Annotated in this window: 15 protein-coding genes and 2 pseudogenes; 9 read left to right on the top strand and 8 right to left on the bottom strand. The window is 71.2% G+C overall.

Annotated elements, in window-relative coordinates:
• Window positions 1-3: 3 nt before the first annotated feature.
• The 4 genes from ACN27G_RS02890 to ACN27G_RS02875 all read right to left on the bottom strand — a co-directional run bounded on the left by ACN27G_RS02890 (window position 4) and on the right by ACN27G_RS02875 (window position 5,230).
• A complete protein-coding gene (locus ACN27G_RS02890; RefSeq protein WP_421491227.1) occupies window positions 4-2,073 on the bottom strand; it encodes a CRTAC1 family protein in 2,070 nt (689 codons plus the stop codon).
• 3 nt (window positions 2,074-2,076) lie between these two features.
• Window positions 2,077-3,051 carry a DUF1702 family protein gene (locus ACN27G_RS02885; RefSeq protein WP_421491226.1) on the bottom strand — a complete coding sequence of 325 codons (975 nt, stop codon included), beginning with the start codon at window positions 3,049-3,051 and terminating at the stop codon, window positions 2,077-2,079.
• Window positions 3,052-3,241: 190 nt separating this feature from the next.
• A complete protein-coding gene (locus tag ACN27G_RS02880) occupies window positions 3,242-4,306 on the bottom strand; it encodes a carboxymuconolactone decarboxylase family protein (protein WP_421491225.1) in 1,065 nt (354 codons plus the stop codon).
• A gap of 48 nt (window positions 4,307-4,354) precedes the next feature.
• Window positions 4,355-5,230, bottom strand: a complete 876-nt coding sequence (locus ACN27G_RS02875) for a hypothetical protein (RefSeq protein WP_421491224.1) — start codon at window positions 5,228-5,230, stop codon at window positions 4,355-4,357.
• A 344-nt stretch (window positions 5,231-5,574) separates the two neighbouring features.
• Here ACN27G_RS02875 and ACN27G_RS02870 point away from each other — a divergent pair, with 344 nt between their 5' ends.
• Both ACN27G_RS02870 and ACN27G_RS02865 read left to right on the top strand, forming a co-directional pair.
• Window positions 5,575-6,162, top strand: coding sequence for a hypothetical protein (locus ACN27G_RS02870; RefSeq protein ID WP_421491223.1), 588 nt, complete (start codon window positions 5,575-5,577; stop codon window positions 6,160-6,162).
• A gap of 6 nt (window positions 6,163-6,168) precedes the next feature.
• Window positions 6,169-6,693 carry a copper resistance CopC family protein gene (locus tag ACN27G_RS02865; RefSeq protein WP_421491222.1) on the top strand — a complete coding sequence of 175 codons (525 nt, stop codon included), beginning with the start codon at window positions 6,169-6,171 and terminating at the stop codon, window positions 6,691-6,693.
• Window positions 6,694-6,718: 25 nt separating this feature from the next.
• Here the strand turns inward: ACN27G_RS02865 and ACN27G_RS02860 are convergent, their stop codons facing one another.
• Window positions 6,719-7,717: a DUF1702 family protein gene (locus tag ACN27G_RS02860; protein WP_421491221.1), complete on the bottom strand. Its 999-nt coding sequence runs from the start codon at window positions 7,715-7,717 to the stop codon at window positions 6,719-6,721.
• Window positions 7,718-7,968: 251 nt separating this feature from the next.
• Between ACN27G_RS02860 and ACN27G_RS02855 the strand changes: the two genes are divergently transcribed.
• The 6 genes and pseudogenes from ACN27G_RS02855 to ACN27G_RS02830 all read left to right on the top strand — a co-directional run bounded on the left by ACN27G_RS02855 (window position 7,969) and on the right by ACN27G_RS02830 (window position 13,236).
• Window positions 7,969-8,538 carry a DUF5987 family protein gene (locus ACN27G_RS02855; RefSeq protein ID WP_421491220.1) on the top strand — a complete coding sequence of 190 codons (570 nt, stop codon included), beginning with the start codon at window positions 7,969-7,971 and terminating at the stop codon, window positions 8,536-8,538.
• Window positions 8,535-10,175 (top strand): FAD-dependent oxidoreductase, encoded by a 1,641-nt coding sequence (locus ACN27G_RS02850; protein ID WP_421491219.1) that lies wholly within the window; start codon window positions 8,535-8,537, stop codon window positions 10,173-10,175. The genes ACN27G_RS02855 and ACN27G_RS02850 overlap by 4 nt, the downstream gene beginning before the upstream one ends.
• 12 nt (window positions 10,176-10,187) lie before the next feature.
• The gene (locus tag ACN27G_RS02845; protein ID WP_421491218.1) at window positions 10,188-11,276 is read left to right on the top strand and encodes a carboxymuconolactone decarboxylase family protein; all 1,089 of its coding nucleotides are present in this window, start codon (window positions 10,188-10,190) and stop codon (window positions 11,274-11,276) included.
• A gap of 363 nt (window positions 11,277-11,639) precedes the next feature.
• Window positions 11,640-12,422: pseudogene (locus tag ACN27G_RS02840) on the top strand (helix-turn-helix domain-containing protein); the annotation flags it as partial.
• Window positions 12,423-12,597: 175 nt separating this feature from the next.
• Window positions 12,598-12,747, top strand: a pseudogene (locus ACN27G_RS02835) (MerR family transcriptional regulator); the annotation flags it as partial.
• A 219-nt stretch (window positions 12,748-12,966) separates the two neighbouring features.
• Window positions 12,967-13,236 carry a hypothetical protein gene (locus tag ACN27G_RS02830; protein WP_421497618.1) on the top strand — a complete coding sequence of 90 codons (270 nt, stop codon included), beginning with the start codon at window positions 12,967-12,969 and terminating at the stop codon, window positions 13,234-13,236.
• Window positions 13,237-13,267: 31 nt separating this feature from the next.
• On the opposite strand, the gene ACN27G_RS02825 is transcribed toward ACN27G_RS02830, so the two are convergent.
• The 3 genes from ACN27G_RS02825 to ACN27G_RS02815 all read right to left on the bottom strand — a co-directional run bounded on the left by ACN27G_RS02825 (window position 13,268) and on the right by ACN27G_RS02815 (window position 15,218).
• Window positions 13,268-14,068, bottom strand: coding sequence for a TIGR03084 family metal-binding protein (locus ACN27G_RS02825; protein WP_421491217.1), 801 nt, complete (start codon window positions 14,066-14,068; stop codon window positions 13,268-13,270).
• A 94-nt stretch (window positions 14,069-14,162) separates the two neighbouring features.
• Window positions 14,163-14,588 (bottom strand): SgcJ/EcaC family oxidoreductase, encoded by a 426-nt coding sequence (locus tag ACN27G_RS02820; protein ID WP_421491216.1) that lies wholly within the window; start codon window positions 14,586-14,588, stop codon window positions 14,163-14,165.
• Window positions 14,589-14,768: 180 nt separating this feature from the next.
• Window positions 14,769-15,218, bottom strand: coding sequence for an SCP2 sterol-binding domain-containing protein (locus ACN27G_RS02815; RefSeq protein ID WP_421491215.1), 450 nt, complete (start codon window positions 15,216-15,218; stop codon window positions 14,769-14,771).
• Between the two features lie 235 nt (window positions 15,219-15,453).
• Between ACN27G_RS02815 and ACN27G_RS02810 the strand changes: the two genes are divergently transcribed.
• Window positions 15,454-16,149 (top strand): hypothetical protein, encoded by a 696-nt coding sequence (locus ACN27G_RS02810; protein ID WP_421491214.1) that lies wholly within the window; start codon window positions 15,454-15,456, stop codon window positions 16,147-16,149.
• Window positions 16,150-16,154: the final 5 nt, after the last annotated feature.

The raw sequence follows: 16,154 nt of genomic DNA, 5'->3' as shown, positions 1-16,154 counted from the left end.
CGTCTACCTCTCCAGCGCTTGGGTACCGAGCTCGAGCGCGTGCCAGCCCGGCTCCAGTCGAAGGTCCTGTCGGTGCACCTGCCCGGCGCGGTCCCGCCACTGCAGGTGGACCCGCACGGGTCCGCTGACGTCGCGGCCGAGCCCGATGTGCACCTCGTGGCTGCGCTTGCCGGCGTGCCCGCTGCCGCCGTCCACCCGGCCGAGCAGCGTCCGCCCGTCCTCGGTGGTGACCGTCACCTGCGCGCCCACCACCGGGGACCCGGGTGCCGGCAGCGCGTCCGCCGGCTCCGGGGCCGTCGCCGGCTCGGCGGCGCCGGACGGCACCGCCGCGTCGGCACCGCCGGCGGCCGACGGCGCGCCGGTCCCGCCCGTCGTGCCGGTGGTGCCGGTCGTCGGTGCGGCCGGGTGGGTGAGCCGCAGCCCCAGGAAGGCGCCCGGGGACGGGCTCTGATTGCGGTAGAAGACCGGCGCGTCCCACTGCCGGGCGACGGCGAAGTCGAGCCGGCCGTCGCCGTCGGCGTCGCCGGTGGCGATGCCCCGGGTCGGCACCGGCACCCCGAGGCCGAGCTGCTCGGCCAGGTTGGTGTAGCGCCCGTCCCGGTCCTTCACGAAGAAGTGCAGGCGCTGGGCACCACCGATGTCGTCGCCCGCTTCGAGCCGAGGCCAGAAGGACGGGTGTTCGAGCAGGCCGTCGTTGGTCATCGCCAGCTCCTGGAGCTGGGGCCAACGGTTGACCTCGCCCTTGAGGAAGCCGGTGGTCTGGGCCACCTGCAACTCGCCGCTGTTGTCGAAGTCGGCCAGCTTCACGTCCCAGCCCCAGCCGGACCAGGCGAGGCCGAGCGGCGCGCTCCGGTCCTCGAAGGGCGCCTTCCCGTCGTCGAACCGCGCGCGCAGGTCGTCGACGTTCTGTGCGGTGTTCACGAACGTGAAGTGGCTCTCCTCCAGCCCGAAGGTGGTGGTGATGTTGCTGACGAAGATGTCGTAGAGACCGTCGCCGTCGATGTCGCCGAAGTCGACGCCCATGCCCTTGAAGGAGTCCGCACCCACCCGCTTGGAGTTGGGCACGAACGGCTCCCGGGGCGCCTTGACGGCCGAGAACTTGAACTGCCCGGGGGTGGACTGGTTGTAGAGCAGGCGGTCCGGGCCGAAGTCGTGCGCCAGATAGAGCTCCGGCAGGTTGTCGCCGTCGAAGTCGTTGGCGCCGGACGCCAGCGCCCAGCCCTTGGAGACGTCTCGCGGCAGCGCGTCCGGGACCATCTCGTAGGTCACCGTGGGCTGCGCCCCCGAGGTCGCGCCGGTCCACCGGAAGAGGTAGTCCTCGCCGCCGTTGAACGCGTGCGACATCGAGCGGTTCATCGCCACCCCGCCGGCCTTGGTGTCGTCCAGCACCGGACCGTGCGGGAAGTAGTTGCCGACATAGATGTCGAGGTGGCCGTCGCCGTCGAAGTCGTCCACCGCGGCCGTGTTGGTGTTCCAGAGCGGGCCGGCGTACCCGCGCCCGCTCGCCCCGGGCACCAGCTCGACCGCCTGGTAGGCCGACGGGTCGAGGACGGTGGCGCCGGACCGGGCCAGGTAGAGGATCGGCGTACGTCCCCACAGGTAGACGAGCAGGTCCATCCGCCCGTCCTCGTTGAAGTCACCCGGGACGCACCCCATCGGCGCCGACGCCCGTGCGGCGGGCACCGCCGCGAGGTCCACCGCGAACGGGGCGTACCGGTCCGCCCGCGCACCCGGCACCGGCGTCACCACGACCTGGTCGATGCGCGGGTCGCTGATGCAGAGGTCGTTGGCGAGCCCGTCGCCGTCGAGGTCGTTCATGGCGATGCCGGCGCCGACCGAGGAGATCCAGGCGTCGATGTGCCGGTAGTCCTTGTTCACCCTGCGGACGGTCTGCTGGGGGAAGCCGCCCGGCATCGCCACCGCGTACGGTGTGAACCCGAACCGGCTCGCCATGCTCTCCAGTTCGGCGGAGGAGGCGGTGGGTAGCCGGGCCGCCTGGAACAGCGTCGCCATCAGGGCGACCGCGACGATCCCGGGCAGCTGCCTGCGCAGCCAGCCAGCTTTGTGCGCCATGTGCTAGCACCTTCCGATAGAGACGAACTCGTTGGCGATGCGCCGCCGCCACACCTCGTAGGCCGGCTCGTCGCCGGGCACCGGGGCATCCGGGCGGTTCCCGTCGCTCAGCCGGGCGGCCTCCACCGTGGACATGCCGCAGAAGACCCGGGCGGCGACCTCGTTGTGCGGCACGACCAGGTCGGCGCGCATCCGGGCGGCGGCGGCGAAGGCGGCGCCCTGGGCGAGCTGGGGGCGGCACTCTCCGGCCGCGTCCCACAGGATCCTCAGCTCGGACTCGTCCGCCCCACCGGCATAGGTGGCCGCGAGGCCGGCGCCGGAGTACAGGTCCGGCCACCGGTGCCGCGGAAACGTCTCGATCGTCCTGACGACGAGATCGGGGGCGGTGCCGCAGACGAACCAGAGCGCCCGGCCGACGCCCTGGTCCAGCACCCGGCTCGCGTACCACCGGGGGCCGTCGGCCGGCCACGGGAAGCGGTCGTGCTGGTAGCGCTCGTGCACGTACCGCCGGGTGTGGAAGTACGCCTGGTGGAAGCCGTACCCGTCCAGCGCGAGCCAGCGCAGGACCGGGTCGGTCGGCACGACCCGCGACCAGCGCGCCCGGGGCAGCCGCGCCATTGCCCAGCCGATGCCGACATAGGCCATGTAGAGGTGCCAGTGTCCCCGCCCGGCGAGGAATCGGGAGACATTGTCACCACGACTGAACGGCATTGCGTCGCGAATGGCGAAACCCATCGCGGCACCCTCGTACGCGAATCCACGAAAGCGCATCGCGACCCGTTCGAGTCCCACTTCCGCCTCGCTCGCGGTACGCGCCTCCGCCGCGTGCGAGAAGCCGGTCAGAAAGGTACGCCCTATCGTCTCCAGCAATTCCTTGGAGGCCGCGTCCTTCTCGTGGAAGCCGCGTACGTCCAGCCTGGTTGCTGAGGTACTCGGGGTCAGAATGCGCCGCCGCAGCCCTCGCCAAACACTTGTCAACTCTACCCCCAAGGCATTTCGGTGGCCGTTGGTCGGTGGTTTGCGACCAAGCTTCGCAGAGCAACCGAATCGAGTCTTCTTCCGCCTTGCTGCGGTTTTCTTCAGAGATGCTCTCGTCATTGTTTCCGAGCAGGCCGACACCCGGTTACCAGGAATGGCGGCGCCCGCGGAAATAATTGGTCGGCGGGAATCAGTGAACGCGGTCGGCGACGTGCAGGGCGCCGATCCGCCGCGCGGCGGCGTAGCTCGCCCAGGCTGCCGCCTCGACCAGGGCGGCGTCCCGCGGCTCGGTCTGGCGGAACTCCCGCACGGTGTCCTCGTCCACCTGGTGGGAGGCGAACGCGGTCAGCAGTGCCAGGCGCCCGGCGGCCCGGTCGACCGCCGGTAGTCCGGCGACGAGCCGCTCGCACCACTGGCGGCTCAGGCCCGCCTCCTCACCCCGCCAGCCGGCGAGCCGGTCGGTCACGAGCTGCCGCACCGCCGTTGACAGGGTCCGCTCGCCGCCGCGCTCGAAGGCGGCGTACGACCGGGCCACCGCCTCGGCGATCTCCGGTCGCCCGGTCGCCCAGCCGGCGTCCGGCGGAAGTGGCGCCGCCGGCAGCAGCGGCACCGAGCGGCCCGCCGGATGCACCTCCCGCAGGGAGGCGCTGAGCAGCAGGCTGATCCCGTGCTTGACCCGACGGCGGGCCCGCGGGCCCAGCCTCGGCGGGATGAGGAAGTTCGCCAGGAAGACGTTGACCATGCGGCCGAGGTAGTGGAAGCCCACCGTCACCCCCACCAGCTCGGCGCGCTCGGCCGGCGAGAACGTCGGCCGTACCGCCGCCTCGTCCGGCTGGTGCGCGGTCCGGGCCCACGCCGCCAGCTCCCGGATCCGGGGGTCGGCGACCTCGTCCACCCGGTCGCCTGCGACGGCCTCCGCGTCGTGCTCGCTGGCGAGGTCGTAGATGCCGATGCTGTGCATGTCGACGCAGTACGGGCAGATGTTCGCCACCGACACGGCCGCCGCGACCGCCTCCTTGCCGAGCCGGTCGACGGCGCCCCCGGCCAGCAACGGCTCCCGCATCAACATCCAGTACCCGGCCAGCGCCTCCGGCGCGGGCGAGTGCAGCAGGACCGGCGGCACCACCAGCCGCATCTCCTCCGCCACCTGCCGGTAGACCGCCGCGACCAGCCCGTCGGCGTTCGCGGGTGGCACGGTCCTGACGTACTTGACCTGCCGCTGGACGACAGACGAGATGACCCGACCGGCAACCATTTTCCCCTCCTGCGCCCTCGATGACCTACCGCCGGTGCGCCGACGTCGCTACGCCCACGGCGCGGTCGGGTACCAGGGGATGATCTCGCGGCGGGCCAGCAGCCGGACGTCCCAGTACAGGAAGGTGAAGACGCCGGCCACCAGGAGCGCGACCGCGGTGACGGTGGCGATCCGGCTCGGCCTGGCCGCGAGCCACCGCCGCAGGCCCGATCCGCTGACCAACGCCACGATGGCGAAGAGCACCGCCATCACCAGGATGTTGCCGATCGACTGCAACGTGAACGCGAGCGCGCCGTAGAGCGGGTTGCCGCTCTCCGCCGCGTCCCGGAACATCTGCCGGAACAGCGCGAAGGGGCGTCCGATGAGGAACCCGCCGATCAGCGCACCCAGGAAGACCATCGGCGCGTTCGGGAAGCGCCGCGAGACCCGCGCGAACGGGTCGGGGACGATGCCGAGGGCGGCGAGGCCCAGGTAGGTCATGGCGAGACCGATGACGCCGAAGACCAGCAGCGACTGGACGCTGCGGGCGGAGAGTCCGCCGGGGGTGTTCGCGGCCGTCGAGAACTGCGGCATCGCGGTGCCGACCAGCCCGACGACCACACCGTAGCTGGCCGATACCGCGATCATTCCCACCGACAGCCAACCCAGTGGCGCGAACATGTGCCGCAGCCGGCTCCAGCGCCCACCCGTGCCGAGCATCGGAGCCACCGCACCGAACGCGGCGATGTTGCAGGCGGTGAAGGTGCCGGCGAGTCCGGAGACGAGGGCGAACGCCAACCCGGCGCCGATGCCGGCGATCGGGGTCTCCCGGGCGTCGTGGCCGAGCAGCGAGTCCGCCACGCCGTCGCCGATCGTCCGGTCGACGAACTCCGCGGACCAGACCACGGTGAGCAGGAAGCCACCGAGGACGCTCAACCCGAGCACGAGCCACCGCCGGCGCGGAACGTGGCCGTTGACCAACATGGAGGTCGCGCGCGGTGCCGGGCGTGCGCTCCCCGTCGTTCCCCGCGTCCCCGTCGTATCCGTCGTGTCCGTCGTATCCGTCGCCTCGGCTCGTCCGGCCTCGGCGGTCATCCGGCGGGTCATCGCGCCTCCCCTGCGGTACCCGACTCTTCCCGTAATCGACAGCATGCGGTGACGGAGCGCGACGGTGTTCTCCCAGGATGCGCTCCGGCCGCCCGGCACTGAGCAACCTGAGAGAACGGGCGGCCCCGAGGTGGCGGCTACGGTCGGCCGGAACCGGTAGTTCACCGCGGGAGGAGACACCCATGGTCAGCGGTTCGGCGGTCGCCCCGCCATCTGGACCGATCGCCCGGATCAACGGAAGCCATCACAGGGCGGCGTTGAATCTCTACCTCTTCGTCGTCATCGCGCACTGGGCCGAACACCTGGTGCAGGCGTACCAGATCTGGGTGCTCGGCATGCCACGACCACAGGCGCGCGGGGTGCTGGGGCAGTTCTTCCCCTGGCTGGTCACCTCCGAATGGCTGCACTACGGCTACGCGCTCGTCATGCTGGTGGGTCTCTTCCTGCTGCGGCCGGGCTTCGTCGGGCGCGCCCGGACGTGGTGGACGGTGGCGCTGGTCATCCAGTTCTGGCACCACATCGAACACCTGCTGCTGCTCGTCCAGGCACAGGCCGGGGTCACGTTCTTCGGTGCGGCCCAGCCGACCAGCGTCGTCCAGTTGGTCCTCGCCCGGGTCGAGCTGCACCTCTTCTACAACTCGGTGGTGTTCATCCCGATGATGATCGCGATGTACCTGCACCTGCGCCCGAACCGGGCCGAGCTGGCCGCGACCACGTGCAGCTGTGTCGCCCGGAGCAGCTCCCGCGAACCCGCGCCGTCGGCGGCCTGACCGGTCATGCCGTCCCGCGCCGCCGCAGCCTTCGCGCTGGCCCTGCTCGGTCTCGCCGGCGCCGTCCTGCTGGCGGCGCCGGCGGCCGCCGACGCCCAGGGCGGCCTCGTCTCGAGCGAGCCGCGGGACCAGGCGGTACTCTCCGCCGGGCCCCGCGGCGTACGGTTGACCTTCTCCGAACCACCGGCGGAGGCCCACGTCTCCGTCCTGGACGGTAGCGGCTCCGCCCTGACCGGCGGCAGCCCGGTGGTGGGGCCCGGCCGGACCGTCTGGCAGCCGATCGAGGTCGACGCCCCGGGCGACGTGGTCGTCGCCTACCACGTCGAGTTCACCGACGGCGGTGCGGCCTCCGGCCTGCTGCGCTTCAGTGTCGGCACCGGAGAGCCGCCCGCACCGCTGCGGGCCGTCATACCCACCGGCGGTCATTCGCACGAGATCGATCCGGTCAGCGCGTTCCTGCTCGTGGTCGACGGGCTCGTCGCGTTCGGCGTACTGGCGTTGCTGTGGCTGCGCCGGCCGCTCGCGCCGTGACGGTACGGGCCGGCGCCACCCGGCGCTACCGTTCGCTCGGCGTGCCGTGCAGGAGGGACGCCAGCTGCGCCTCGACCCGCTGCCGCCAGATCTCGTAGGCGGGCTCGGGGCCGGCGGCGAAGCCGTCCGCCGCCACGTCGTCGGCGAGCGCAGCCGCGGCCGGGACGGTCATCCCGGTGAGGACCCCGGTGGCCAGCCCGGTGTGTGCCGGCACGAAGCCGGCGAAGTCCCGGGCCTTGGCCGCGAAGACCGCGCCCTGCGCCAGCTGCGGGAGCCGGTCACCGGCCGCCCGGCGCAGCACCGCGAGGCCGTCCGCGTCGCTGCCGCCGGCAAAGGTGGCCGCCAGGCCGACACCGCTCCACAGGTCGGCCTGGCGGCCGGTGGCGAAGCGCCGCACGGCCGCGGCCACGTCCGGCGACACTCCACCGTGGATGAACCAGAGCGCGCGGCCGATGCCCTGGTCGACGGCGCGGGGAAAGTAGTCGGCCCGCCCCTGCCACGGGTACGGCGCCGGCCGGCCCTGCCGGGTGACCCAGCGCTCGGTCTCGAAGTAGGCCCGGTCGAAGCCGTACCCGTCGACGGCCAGCCAGCTCATGGTCGGGTAGTACGGCACCCCGTTCAGGTCGGGCAGCACGTTGCGCCACAGGAACCGCGGCAGCCGGGCCATCGCGAAACCGATGCCGATGTACGTGAGGAAGGTGTGCGGCCGGCCGGCGCCGCGCAGCAGGTCCCGCGCCCGGTGACCACGACCGCCCGCCATCGCGTCGCGCACCGTGTACGCCATCGCGGCACCCTCGTACGCGAACCCCCGCAGCTCGGGTTCCACCATCTCCAGCCGGCGTTCCACCTCCCAGCCGGCCCGCACCTCGATCGCCCACTCGAAGCCGCAGAGCACCGCCTGCGGAATCGCCTCCAGCCGGCGGGTCGCATCGGTGGCCCGGACCGGGAAGCCGCGTGCGGAGAAACCCACCCCGGCGAAGGACGGCGTCAACGCCAAACGGCGCAGCGAACCGAGCATCGGCATACCGTGCTCCTAATCCGATAACGTGGACAGCTCATCCCATCGTGGCGCGGCCCTGTCGAAATTCCGTCTTCCGCCGTGCGCTGTCGCGGCCCCGAAGCACGGCTTTCCGGCGCCCGTGGCCAGCGCAACGCAGAAGATGATTTCCCACCCCCGTATCGGGAGGATTGTCGACTGACGGACCGGAATGTCCCGACCATCCGGGCCCGTCTTTCAAATCCACGACAGACTCCCTCACGAGAGGAGAAAATGCCGTGCAGCCCGACGAACACGACGCGGGACCGGCCCGCACCGCCACCATAGAGGCGTTCGCCGACACCATCGTCCCGGGGCCGAAACGGTCGCCCGACGACCGGGCCGTCGCGGGCGCCGATTCGACCGGCGGCGCCGTCGCCGCCGGCGCACTCGACCTGCTCGAACAGCCCGGAGGCGGGCTGGCGGAGGCGTTGGACTCGCTGGTCTACACCCTGAACGACCACGCCGCCGGCTACGCCGCGACGCACGGCCTCCGCCTCGACGAGGAGGTACCCGCCTTCGTCGCACTGCCCTTCGCACACCGCACCGCGCTGGTGCGGGAACTCACCTCACCCGAGCATCCCGAAAAGCAGATGTGGGTGGCTCTGGCACTTTTCAGCAACATGGCATTCGACAGCGCCGCGCACATCAGCACCGCCGAGGCATTCGCCGACAGGCACCCCGGACTGTTGACGATCGGCTATTTTCCGCCGGATGCCGAAGGTCTTTTCCGGTTTCCGGAGTACTCGTACGGACGGGCTCTGGCCCCACATCATCCGCAGACGACGGTGACAGGTGATCCAGCATGACAACAGCTACGGAGTCGACGGACGTGGTCGTGATCGGCAGCGGCTTCGGCGGCGCCATCGCGGCCTACCATCTGGCCGCCGGTGGAGCCCGCGTCGTGGTCCTGGAACGCGGACCCTGGCTCAGGGCGGAGGAGTTCGACCACGACTACAAGCTCGGCTCGTCGTACACCCGGGTCTTCGACTTCGTGGTCGGCGACGGGATGAGCGTGCTCAGTGGCAACTGTGTCGGTGGCGGCAGCGTCGTCTACTTCGCCACGATGCCCCGGGCGCCGCGGTTCGTCTTCGAACGGCACGGCAGCATCGGCCGCCGGATGTGGCCGGCGACCATCAGCCGGGAGCGGCTCGACCCCTGGTACGACCGGGTCGCCGAGGCGTTGCCGATCACGCAGCAGTCCTGGGACAGGGTCCCGTACGCGGGCGGCCTCTTCGCGGCGGCCTGTGCGCACGCCGGCCGCACCGCCAACCCGCCGCCCGCCGCCGTCGACCTGGACGAGTGCGTCAACTGCAACTGGATGATGGCCGGCTGCCGGTTCGACGCCAAGCGGTCGCTGTTGCTGAACTACCTGCCGGCCGCGCTCGCCCACGGCGCCGAGATCCGGCCGCTGCACGAGGTCCAGCAGTTGAGCAGGAACGACGACGGCGGCTACCGGGTGCATTACCGGATCGTCGACACCGAGGACTACCGGATCCTGCACGACAGCGGCGCGATCGACGCCAAGCTCGTCGTCCTCGCGGCGGGTGCCGGCGCGACACCGGTGATCCTGCAGCGCTCGGAGGCCGCCCTCGGCCCGATGCCGCACGCGGTAGGCCGGTATTTCTCCGGCAACGGCGAACGCCTCAACACGGCCGTCTTCGACGAGGACCGGGTGCGTGAGGTGCTGGGACTGTCGCGGCCGGGCGGACACGCCTACGCGGCGTACCAGATCGGCCGCGGACCGACGGTGGCGAGTTGGGACCGGCTGGACGGGCGACTGCCGGAGTACGAGCGCTTCTCGCTGGAGCAGTTGTACTTCCCGCCCGGGCTCGGCACCATCCTGGCCCAGGTGCCCGGCGCCACCGGTCCGTCCTGGTTCGGTCTGGAGAAGAAGGAGATGCTGCGGCACTGGCAGTCGTGGCTGACCGTCTTCACGATGTCCGAGGACGACAACGAGGGTGTCTTCGGGCCGCCGCCGGAGACCGGCAACGCGCACCGGCTCTCGATGCAGATGCTGGGTGACGGGCCGCTGCGGTACCGGCCCACCCCCAACACCTGGCGTGGCTGGTCGCTCGCTGACGCGGAGGTGAAGGACATCCTCGAACGCGACGGCCTGGCGCGGGTGGCACCGTGGACCAACGACCTGGTCGGCGCGTACACCGTGCATCCGCTGGCATCCTGCCGGATAGGGGACGACCCGGAGACCTCGGCGCTCGACGACCGGCACGAGTTGCGCGGGCATCCCGGCATCTTCGTCACCGACGGCTCGGCGGTGCCGGGGGCGTTGACGGTGAACCCGGCGCTCACCATCGCGGCGCTGGCCGAGCGGGCGATGCCCGGCGTGGTGCGGGCGGCCCAGGAGCGGGGTGTCGCCGTGCGGTACGGCGCACCCGGACCCGGCACCGGCACGACCTCGCCGGTTGCCCTGGCCCGGACGGCATGACGGGGGTGCGCCGTGGGATCGCTGTTCGCACGCGTCGCGCGCCGGGCGTCCACGGCGCACATCCGGCACGTCACCCCGGTCGCACCGGGTGCCGAGAGTGGCCTGGTGGCCGAGGTGTACCGGCAGATGGAGGCCGACTTCGGCATGGTGGCACCGCCGATCGGGCTGCACGCGCCCGCACCGCCGGCACTCGCGGCGAGCTGGCTGATGCTGCGGGAGTCACTGCTGGCGGGTGGCCTGGTCGGCCGGTCGGTTAAGGAGGCGGTGGCGGCGGCGGTGTCGGTGGCCAACCGGTGCCCGTACTGCGTCGAGGTGCACGGGGCGGCGTTGGCGGGCCTGTCGTCCGGGCGGGACGCCGCCGCCGTCGTCGCCGGCCGGCCCGATGCGGTCGCCGACCCGCGCCTGCGCGAGCTGGTCGGCTGGGCCGCGGCGAGCGGGACGCCGGAGGCCACCGGCCGGCCGGCACCCTTTCCGCCCGGGCATGCGCCGGAGGTCATCGGGGTGGCGGTGACCTTCCACTACCTCAACCGGATGGTCAGCCTCTTCCTTACCGAGTCGCCGCTGCCGCCGGTGCCGGCTCCGGCGCTGGGCGTGGTGCGACGGGGTGCCAGGTTGGTCATGGGGGGCCTGGCGCGCCGGCGTCCCGCGCCGGGCACCTCGCTGGATCTGCTGCCCGACGCGCCACTCCCGCCGGAGCTGTCCTGGGCCGCCGGTCGGCCGCCGATCGCGGCGGCCTTCGCCCGGGCCGCCGCCGCCTTCGAGGAGGGCGGGCGGCGGACCGCGACCGCCGGGGTACGAGGGCTGGTGCTGACCACGCTGGCCGGCCGGGTCGGCGTCGAACCGGGGCTCCGCGCGCCGGCCTGGCTGGACGAGGCGATCGGGGGCGTGCCGCGGCGTGAGCGGGCGACCGCCCGGCTCGGCCTGCTCACCGCGTTCGCTCCCTACCGGGTGACCGGCGAGTTGGTCGACGAGGTCCGCAGCGGTCTCGACGAGGCGGGGCTGGTCCAATTCACGTCGTGGGCCAGCTTCGCCGCGGCCCGTGCCATCGGCGCCAGGTTGTGGCGGGCCGAGTCGGCACCGCCGGCGGGACGGCAGAATTGACCTGGACGTTTCCAGAAGATGACACGGCAGCTACGCCCCGCGAAGCGGTGCGCACCGCTATCCAATTTCCACTTCGCGATTGCGCAAAGCATAGATGTTCGTAAATCATGGTGTTGCTGCGACGGGGCTCGTTAAGTTAACCTCGATGTGGCGCAACTCATCGACGGGGGCAAGGAAGCCTGAAGCACCGGGGGCCAGGAGCTTCGACAATCGTTCTGTTATCTACCCACTGACTGACGCCGACGGGCGGCCGGGGCCGTCATGCCTTGTCTGCTCTCGACCTCTCTGCTGGTTCGGCCACTGCCGACGCTTTTTGGGTAACTCGATAAAAGGCGACCATTCGAGATTTCGAGAGGAGCAGGGGTGGACGACCCGATCGAGCAGGCCGTGGGACGCGCTATCGCCGCTATGCGCGAGAACCTCGGAGAACAGCTCACTGTGGACGACATCGCGAGGGCCGCGATGTTCAGCAAGTTCCACTTTACCCGGATATTCCAGCGCGCCACCGGCGTCTCTCCTGGTCGCTTCCTGTCGGCTCTGCGATTGCAACGGGCAAAAGATCTGCTGGTGTCAACAACGTTAAATGTAGCAGACATCAGTGTCCGCGTCGGGTACAACAGCGTCGGCACCTTCAGTACCCGTTTCAGCAGAAGTGTGGGAATGTCGCCGACAGCCTACCGCAAGCGGGCTGGCTTCGCGCCGCACATATCTCTCGATCCGCACGCCACTATGGACGGACGTTCGTCCGGCCGGGTCTCCGGACGCGTGTGGCCCGCTCATCAGGAAAAAGGCAGTCTCATCTTCGTCGGACTCTTCCCCGACCGAATTCCCCAGGGGCGGCCGGTGCGGTGTGCGATTCTGTCCGGGCCGGGCCAGTACCGGTTCGACAGCGTGCCGCCCGGGATGTGGTATCTGCTGGCCCAGGAGGTGACCGGCGATCCGCGAGCGGCGATCGGCGAGCCGGACGGCGCGGACGGCTCGGTCTCCGTCGCCACGAACGGTCCGCTGACCATCGGTCGCGACACGTTCATCCAGGCAGACCTGGCCCTCAAGCCGGCGGGCACGCTGGACCCACCCGTGCTGCTGGCCCTGCTCGACGCCCGGAACACGGCACTGGCCGCAACTCCTGGCCCCGACCCGTCCCCCGGCACGGCGGCCCGGCCCACCACCGAAGACGCCACCCGGATGGAAATCATCATTCCGGGCAAGGCCATCAATACCAACGCAAAGGAACGTATTGACGTCACTGATAATCTTGGCGAGCTCAGCCAGGTGCGGTGCGGCACCACAGGAACCATAAGCAACACCTGCGGGGGGCTTGATGCGCATCTCCGACCTCAGCCGGCGGACCGGAGTCCCAGTTGCCACGATCAAATTCTACCTACGCAGGGGCCTGCTCCCCAGAGGCGTACCGACCCAGCGGAACCAGGCCGAGTACGACGAGAGACACCTGTACCGGATCCGTCTCATCAGGGCCTTCACGAACATCGGACAGCTCGACCTATCCACCATCGGCGAGCTGCTCGCAGCCATTAACGACGAAAAGCTGTCGGTTCCGGCCCTGTACGCGGTCGTCAACCGCGCACGCTTTCCGGAGCAGCCGCCCCTCGACACCGTCAACGGGATCGGCGGCGTCCGCTCCGACGTCGACGGATTCATCCAGAGGCTGGGCTGGCAGGTCGACCCGGAGGTGGCCGGCAGGCTGGCGCACGTGGTGGTGACACTGCGCCATCTCGGCTGCGACTGCGACATGGAATTCTTCAGCCCGTACGCGGCCGCGGCCGAGCGGCTCGTCCTCCAGGAGCTCGACCTGCTCCCGTCGAAGAGCGCCAGCGCCGACCGGGCCGCCGCGGTGATCCGGATGGTTCTGCTCGACGCCGCGCTCGCGACCGTGCGCCGGATGGCGCAGGAACACTTCGCGGCCGAGCTGTTCGACGCGGCGTCGCCCGCGCACCGGTAGGGCGCGGGCGACCTCGATGCACCGCGTCGATTCACCCCACCGGCGTCGCGAACTGGCCGGGACGCCGCCCCGGACCGGCCGGCCCGCGGTACGCCTGCGCGATGTCGAGCCACCGGTCGGCCTCCGCGCCCGTCGCCGTCAGGCCGAGATCGTCGCGGTGCCGGCGCCTGGTCACGAGCAGGCAGAAGTCGACCGCCGGGCCGCTGATCCGGTTCTCGCCACCGGCCGGGCCGAACGTCCACACCGTGCCCGAGGGCGCGGTGAGCTCGAAGCGGAGCGCGACGTCCGGAGTGGTGAGGCCGCGCGCCTGGTAGCCGAAGTCCCAGGTGCGCACCGCGAAGGCGACCAGGTGACCGACGCGGTCGCTGTGCTCCCGCCGTGCGCCGAGTGCGTCGGCGATGTCCTGGCCGTGCCCGAACAGCTCCATGAGACCGGCCGAGGCGAGCACCGCCGCGGGCAGCGGGCGGACGAGCCAGGGTACGACGTGGTCCGGCGGCACGGCCGACAGAGCCTGCTCCGCACGGGCGCGCTCGGCACGCCAGCGGGTCAACAGCACGTCCGGCGGCTCGGCCAGAAACTCCGCCAACGCGTGCGCCACGTTGGCGTCGAAGTCGCCACCGAGCCGCGCCGTCATCGCGGTGAACCGGTCCGGATCCGCCACCGCCAGCGCCGCCATCCGGAAGGTGGCGGCCAGGTGGGCGATCTGGTGGGCGATCGTCCAGCCCGGCGCCGGGGTCGGCAGCCTCCACTCGGGCGCGTCGAGCCCCCGCACCATGCGGTCCACGTCGTCGCCCTCTGCGACGAGGTCCGGGACCACTCCTGTCTCGTTCATGCGTCTGCCACCTCTCCTGGGCTGTCGGGCGGATTCAGAGCTGCCGGGCGCTCCCGAGCTGCCGGGCGCTCCTGGGCTCTCGGGCGCTCCTGGGCTATCGGGCCGGGTCGCGCGGGCAGTTGTGGTAGACCGCCAACAGCCACGCGTCACCGCGCTTCACCAGGATCCAGGACGCCCGGATGGCCGCCTCGGCGGAGAGTTCCGACTCACCCGGCGCCAGTACCCCACCCACTGTGGTCAGCGCCACCGCGCCGGGCGCGAGCGGGATGACCTCGACGGGCTGACCCGTCACACGGGTGCCCCGGTAGGCGCCGGCGTACTCCGCCGCCATGAATGCGCGGATCTCGTCGTGCCCCTTCCGGTAGACCCCGGGAAGAATGAGGACGCCCTCCGGTGTGAAAAGCTCGGCAAATGCCTCGGCATCGTGCTTCGCCCAGATCTCCACCATACGGGCGGGGACCGCCGCTATCGCTGCACGGTCTGCTTCTGCGGCCGCTGTCGCGGGCCCGGTAATCGTCATTCTCGTCTCGCCTCCCACCGCGTTACACACGAAATGCCGGCCGATTGCCGGCGCATTCTCGTTGGAATCACCCTGGCACGCGGTCCGAGCCCGCCGCATCTCCGGTCTTGCGGCCCTACGGGCGTAATCGACACCCAGACAGAGCCGCCGACGCCAGCGGAGAGAATTGACGCCGGAGCCCTAGACCCGCGGAATGTCGAACAGCTGTGGAAACCTCGCGGTCAGGGCGAGGTCGCCCTTCGTCTTCAGCTTTCCCTTCATCGCCAGCGTCACCGGGTGGGCATTCCCGGTGACCATGCGGAGGAAGTCGACCGCGCCGACGGTCAGCGTGAGCTTCGGCTGCCGCTGCGGTGCCGTCGACAGCGCGCAGGCGCCATCGTCGATGACGATCTCGTAGACGTCCACGGCACCGTCCGGGCCGTCGCCGATCCTCCAGTGCACCACCGCCGATGTGTCGCCGGCCCGGTCGCCCCGGAACACGCCCGGCATCCGCGCGAGCACCGTGTCCAGCACGGCCCGGCGCCGGCTCCCACGCATGAGCTCCCGCAGCTCCTCGGTCGAGGTCGCCTTGACGAGCAGGGCGAGCTCGCGGGCGTCCAGCTTCTGCGGATCGAGGTCCTCGATGGGCATCTCATCCTCCCGGTGGCACGGCTCCCCGGATCGTCGCCACGGCCGTCACGGCCGGACGCACGTCGTGCGCTGGTGCCCGTCCATCCTGGTCACCGGCGCCGCCGTCGCTCACCTCCTGACTTGCTCTCGTGACACGGCAATGAAGCCGAGATGAAGCCGCGCCGCGGTTCGGTGCTCGCATCATCGGGTCGGGCGGGTGGGGTTGCCCACCCGGCCGTGCGTTTGCGGGGAGCTCGTGCTCTACCGCCCCGGCGCCAGCACGGCCTTCGTCCTCCGGCACGGCACCGGCAACGCCTTCAACGCCGTCTTCAGCAGCAACGCCGGGATCGGCGGCTACGACCTGGCCGACAGCAGGGACCGGATCGTCGCCTTCGACGACGAGCACTCCGGCGGCCCGAACCACCTGCTGCTCTACCGGCCGGGCGGGCACACCGCCTGGGTGGTGGGTCGGGGGCGGGAGCTGGCCCCGCTGATGCCGGTGACGGTGTCGCCCGCCGCCGACGACGAGACCTCCATCGTGGAGCACTTCGGCTATCCGGACGCGGCGGCGATCCTGGCGTCGCTGAACGTGCGGCTCGTCTCCGGTGACGGCCACATCCTGCTCGCCGACTGCGCGACCCCGCCGGTGGGCAACGTCGGCGTCGTCAAGGTCTGGACCACCGAACAGATCGGGCCGGACGCTGCCGGCCTGATCTGCTTCAGGGTGACCGCGCCGGTCGGGCGGCTGGTGCTGGAGGTGCCCGGGGTCTACGAGATCCGCGGTGACGGGCAGCAGCCGGGGCACGGCCATCCGATGACCGCCGTCGTGACCACGGACTCCGGCCCGGCGACCCCGGTGACCGTCAACCCGTCCGGCAGCACCCAGGTCGGCATCGGCGCCGACCCGAACAACGAACCGACGACCCTGCTGGAGCTGCGGGTCCCCGCCTGACCCGG

Origin of the sequence: Plantactinospora sp. WMMB334, from assembly GCF_049179095.1 — a bacterium.
GTDB lineage: Bacteria > Actinomycetota > Actinomycetes > Mycobacteriales > Micromonosporaceae > Plantactinospora.
Note: the sequence above shows the minus strand (reverse complement) of the source record. Positions and strands in the feature narration are given on the sequence as shown.

Excerpts from the sequence above, each read along its gene's own strand:
- ACN27G_RS02890 (WP_421491227.1), bottom strand. The coding sequence starts at position 2,073 with ATGGCGCACAAAGCTGGCTGGCTGCGCAGGCAGCTGCCCGGGATCGTC.
- ACN27G_RS02880 (WP_421491225.1), bottom strand. The coding sequence starts at position 4,306 with ATGGTTGCCGGTCGGGTCATCTCGTCTGTCGTCCAGCGGCAGGTCAAG.
- ACN27G_RS02870 (WP_421491223.1), top strand. The coding sequence starts at position 5,575 with ATGGTCAGCGGTTCGGCGGTCGCCCCGCCATCTGGACCGATCGCCCGG.
- ACN27G_RS02865 (WP_421491222.1), top strand. The coding sequence starts at position 6,169 with ATGCCGTCCCGCGCCGCCGCAGCCTTCGCGCTGGCCCTGCTCGGTCTC.
- ACN27G_RS02860 (WP_421491221.1), bottom strand. The coding sequence starts at position 7,717 with ATGCCGATGCTCGGTTCGCTGCGCCGTTTGGCGTTGACGCCGTCCTTC.
- ACN27G_RS02850 (WP_421491219.1), top strand. The coding sequence starts at position 8,535 with ATGACAACAGCTACGGAGTCGACGGACGTGGTCGTGATCGGCAGCGGC.
- ACN27G_RS02825 (WP_421491217.1), bottom strand. The coding sequence starts at position 14,068 with ATGAACGAGACAGGAGTGGTCCCGGACCTCGTCGCAGAGGGCGACGAC.
- ACN27G_RS02820 (WP_421491216.1), bottom strand. The coding sequence starts at position 14,588 with ATGACGATTACCGGGCCCGCGACAGCGGCCGCAGAAGCAGACCGTGCA.
- ACN27G_RS02815 (WP_421491215.1), bottom strand. The coding sequence starts at position 15,218 with ATGCCCATCGAGGACCTCGATCCGCAGAAGCTGGACGCCCGCGAGCTC.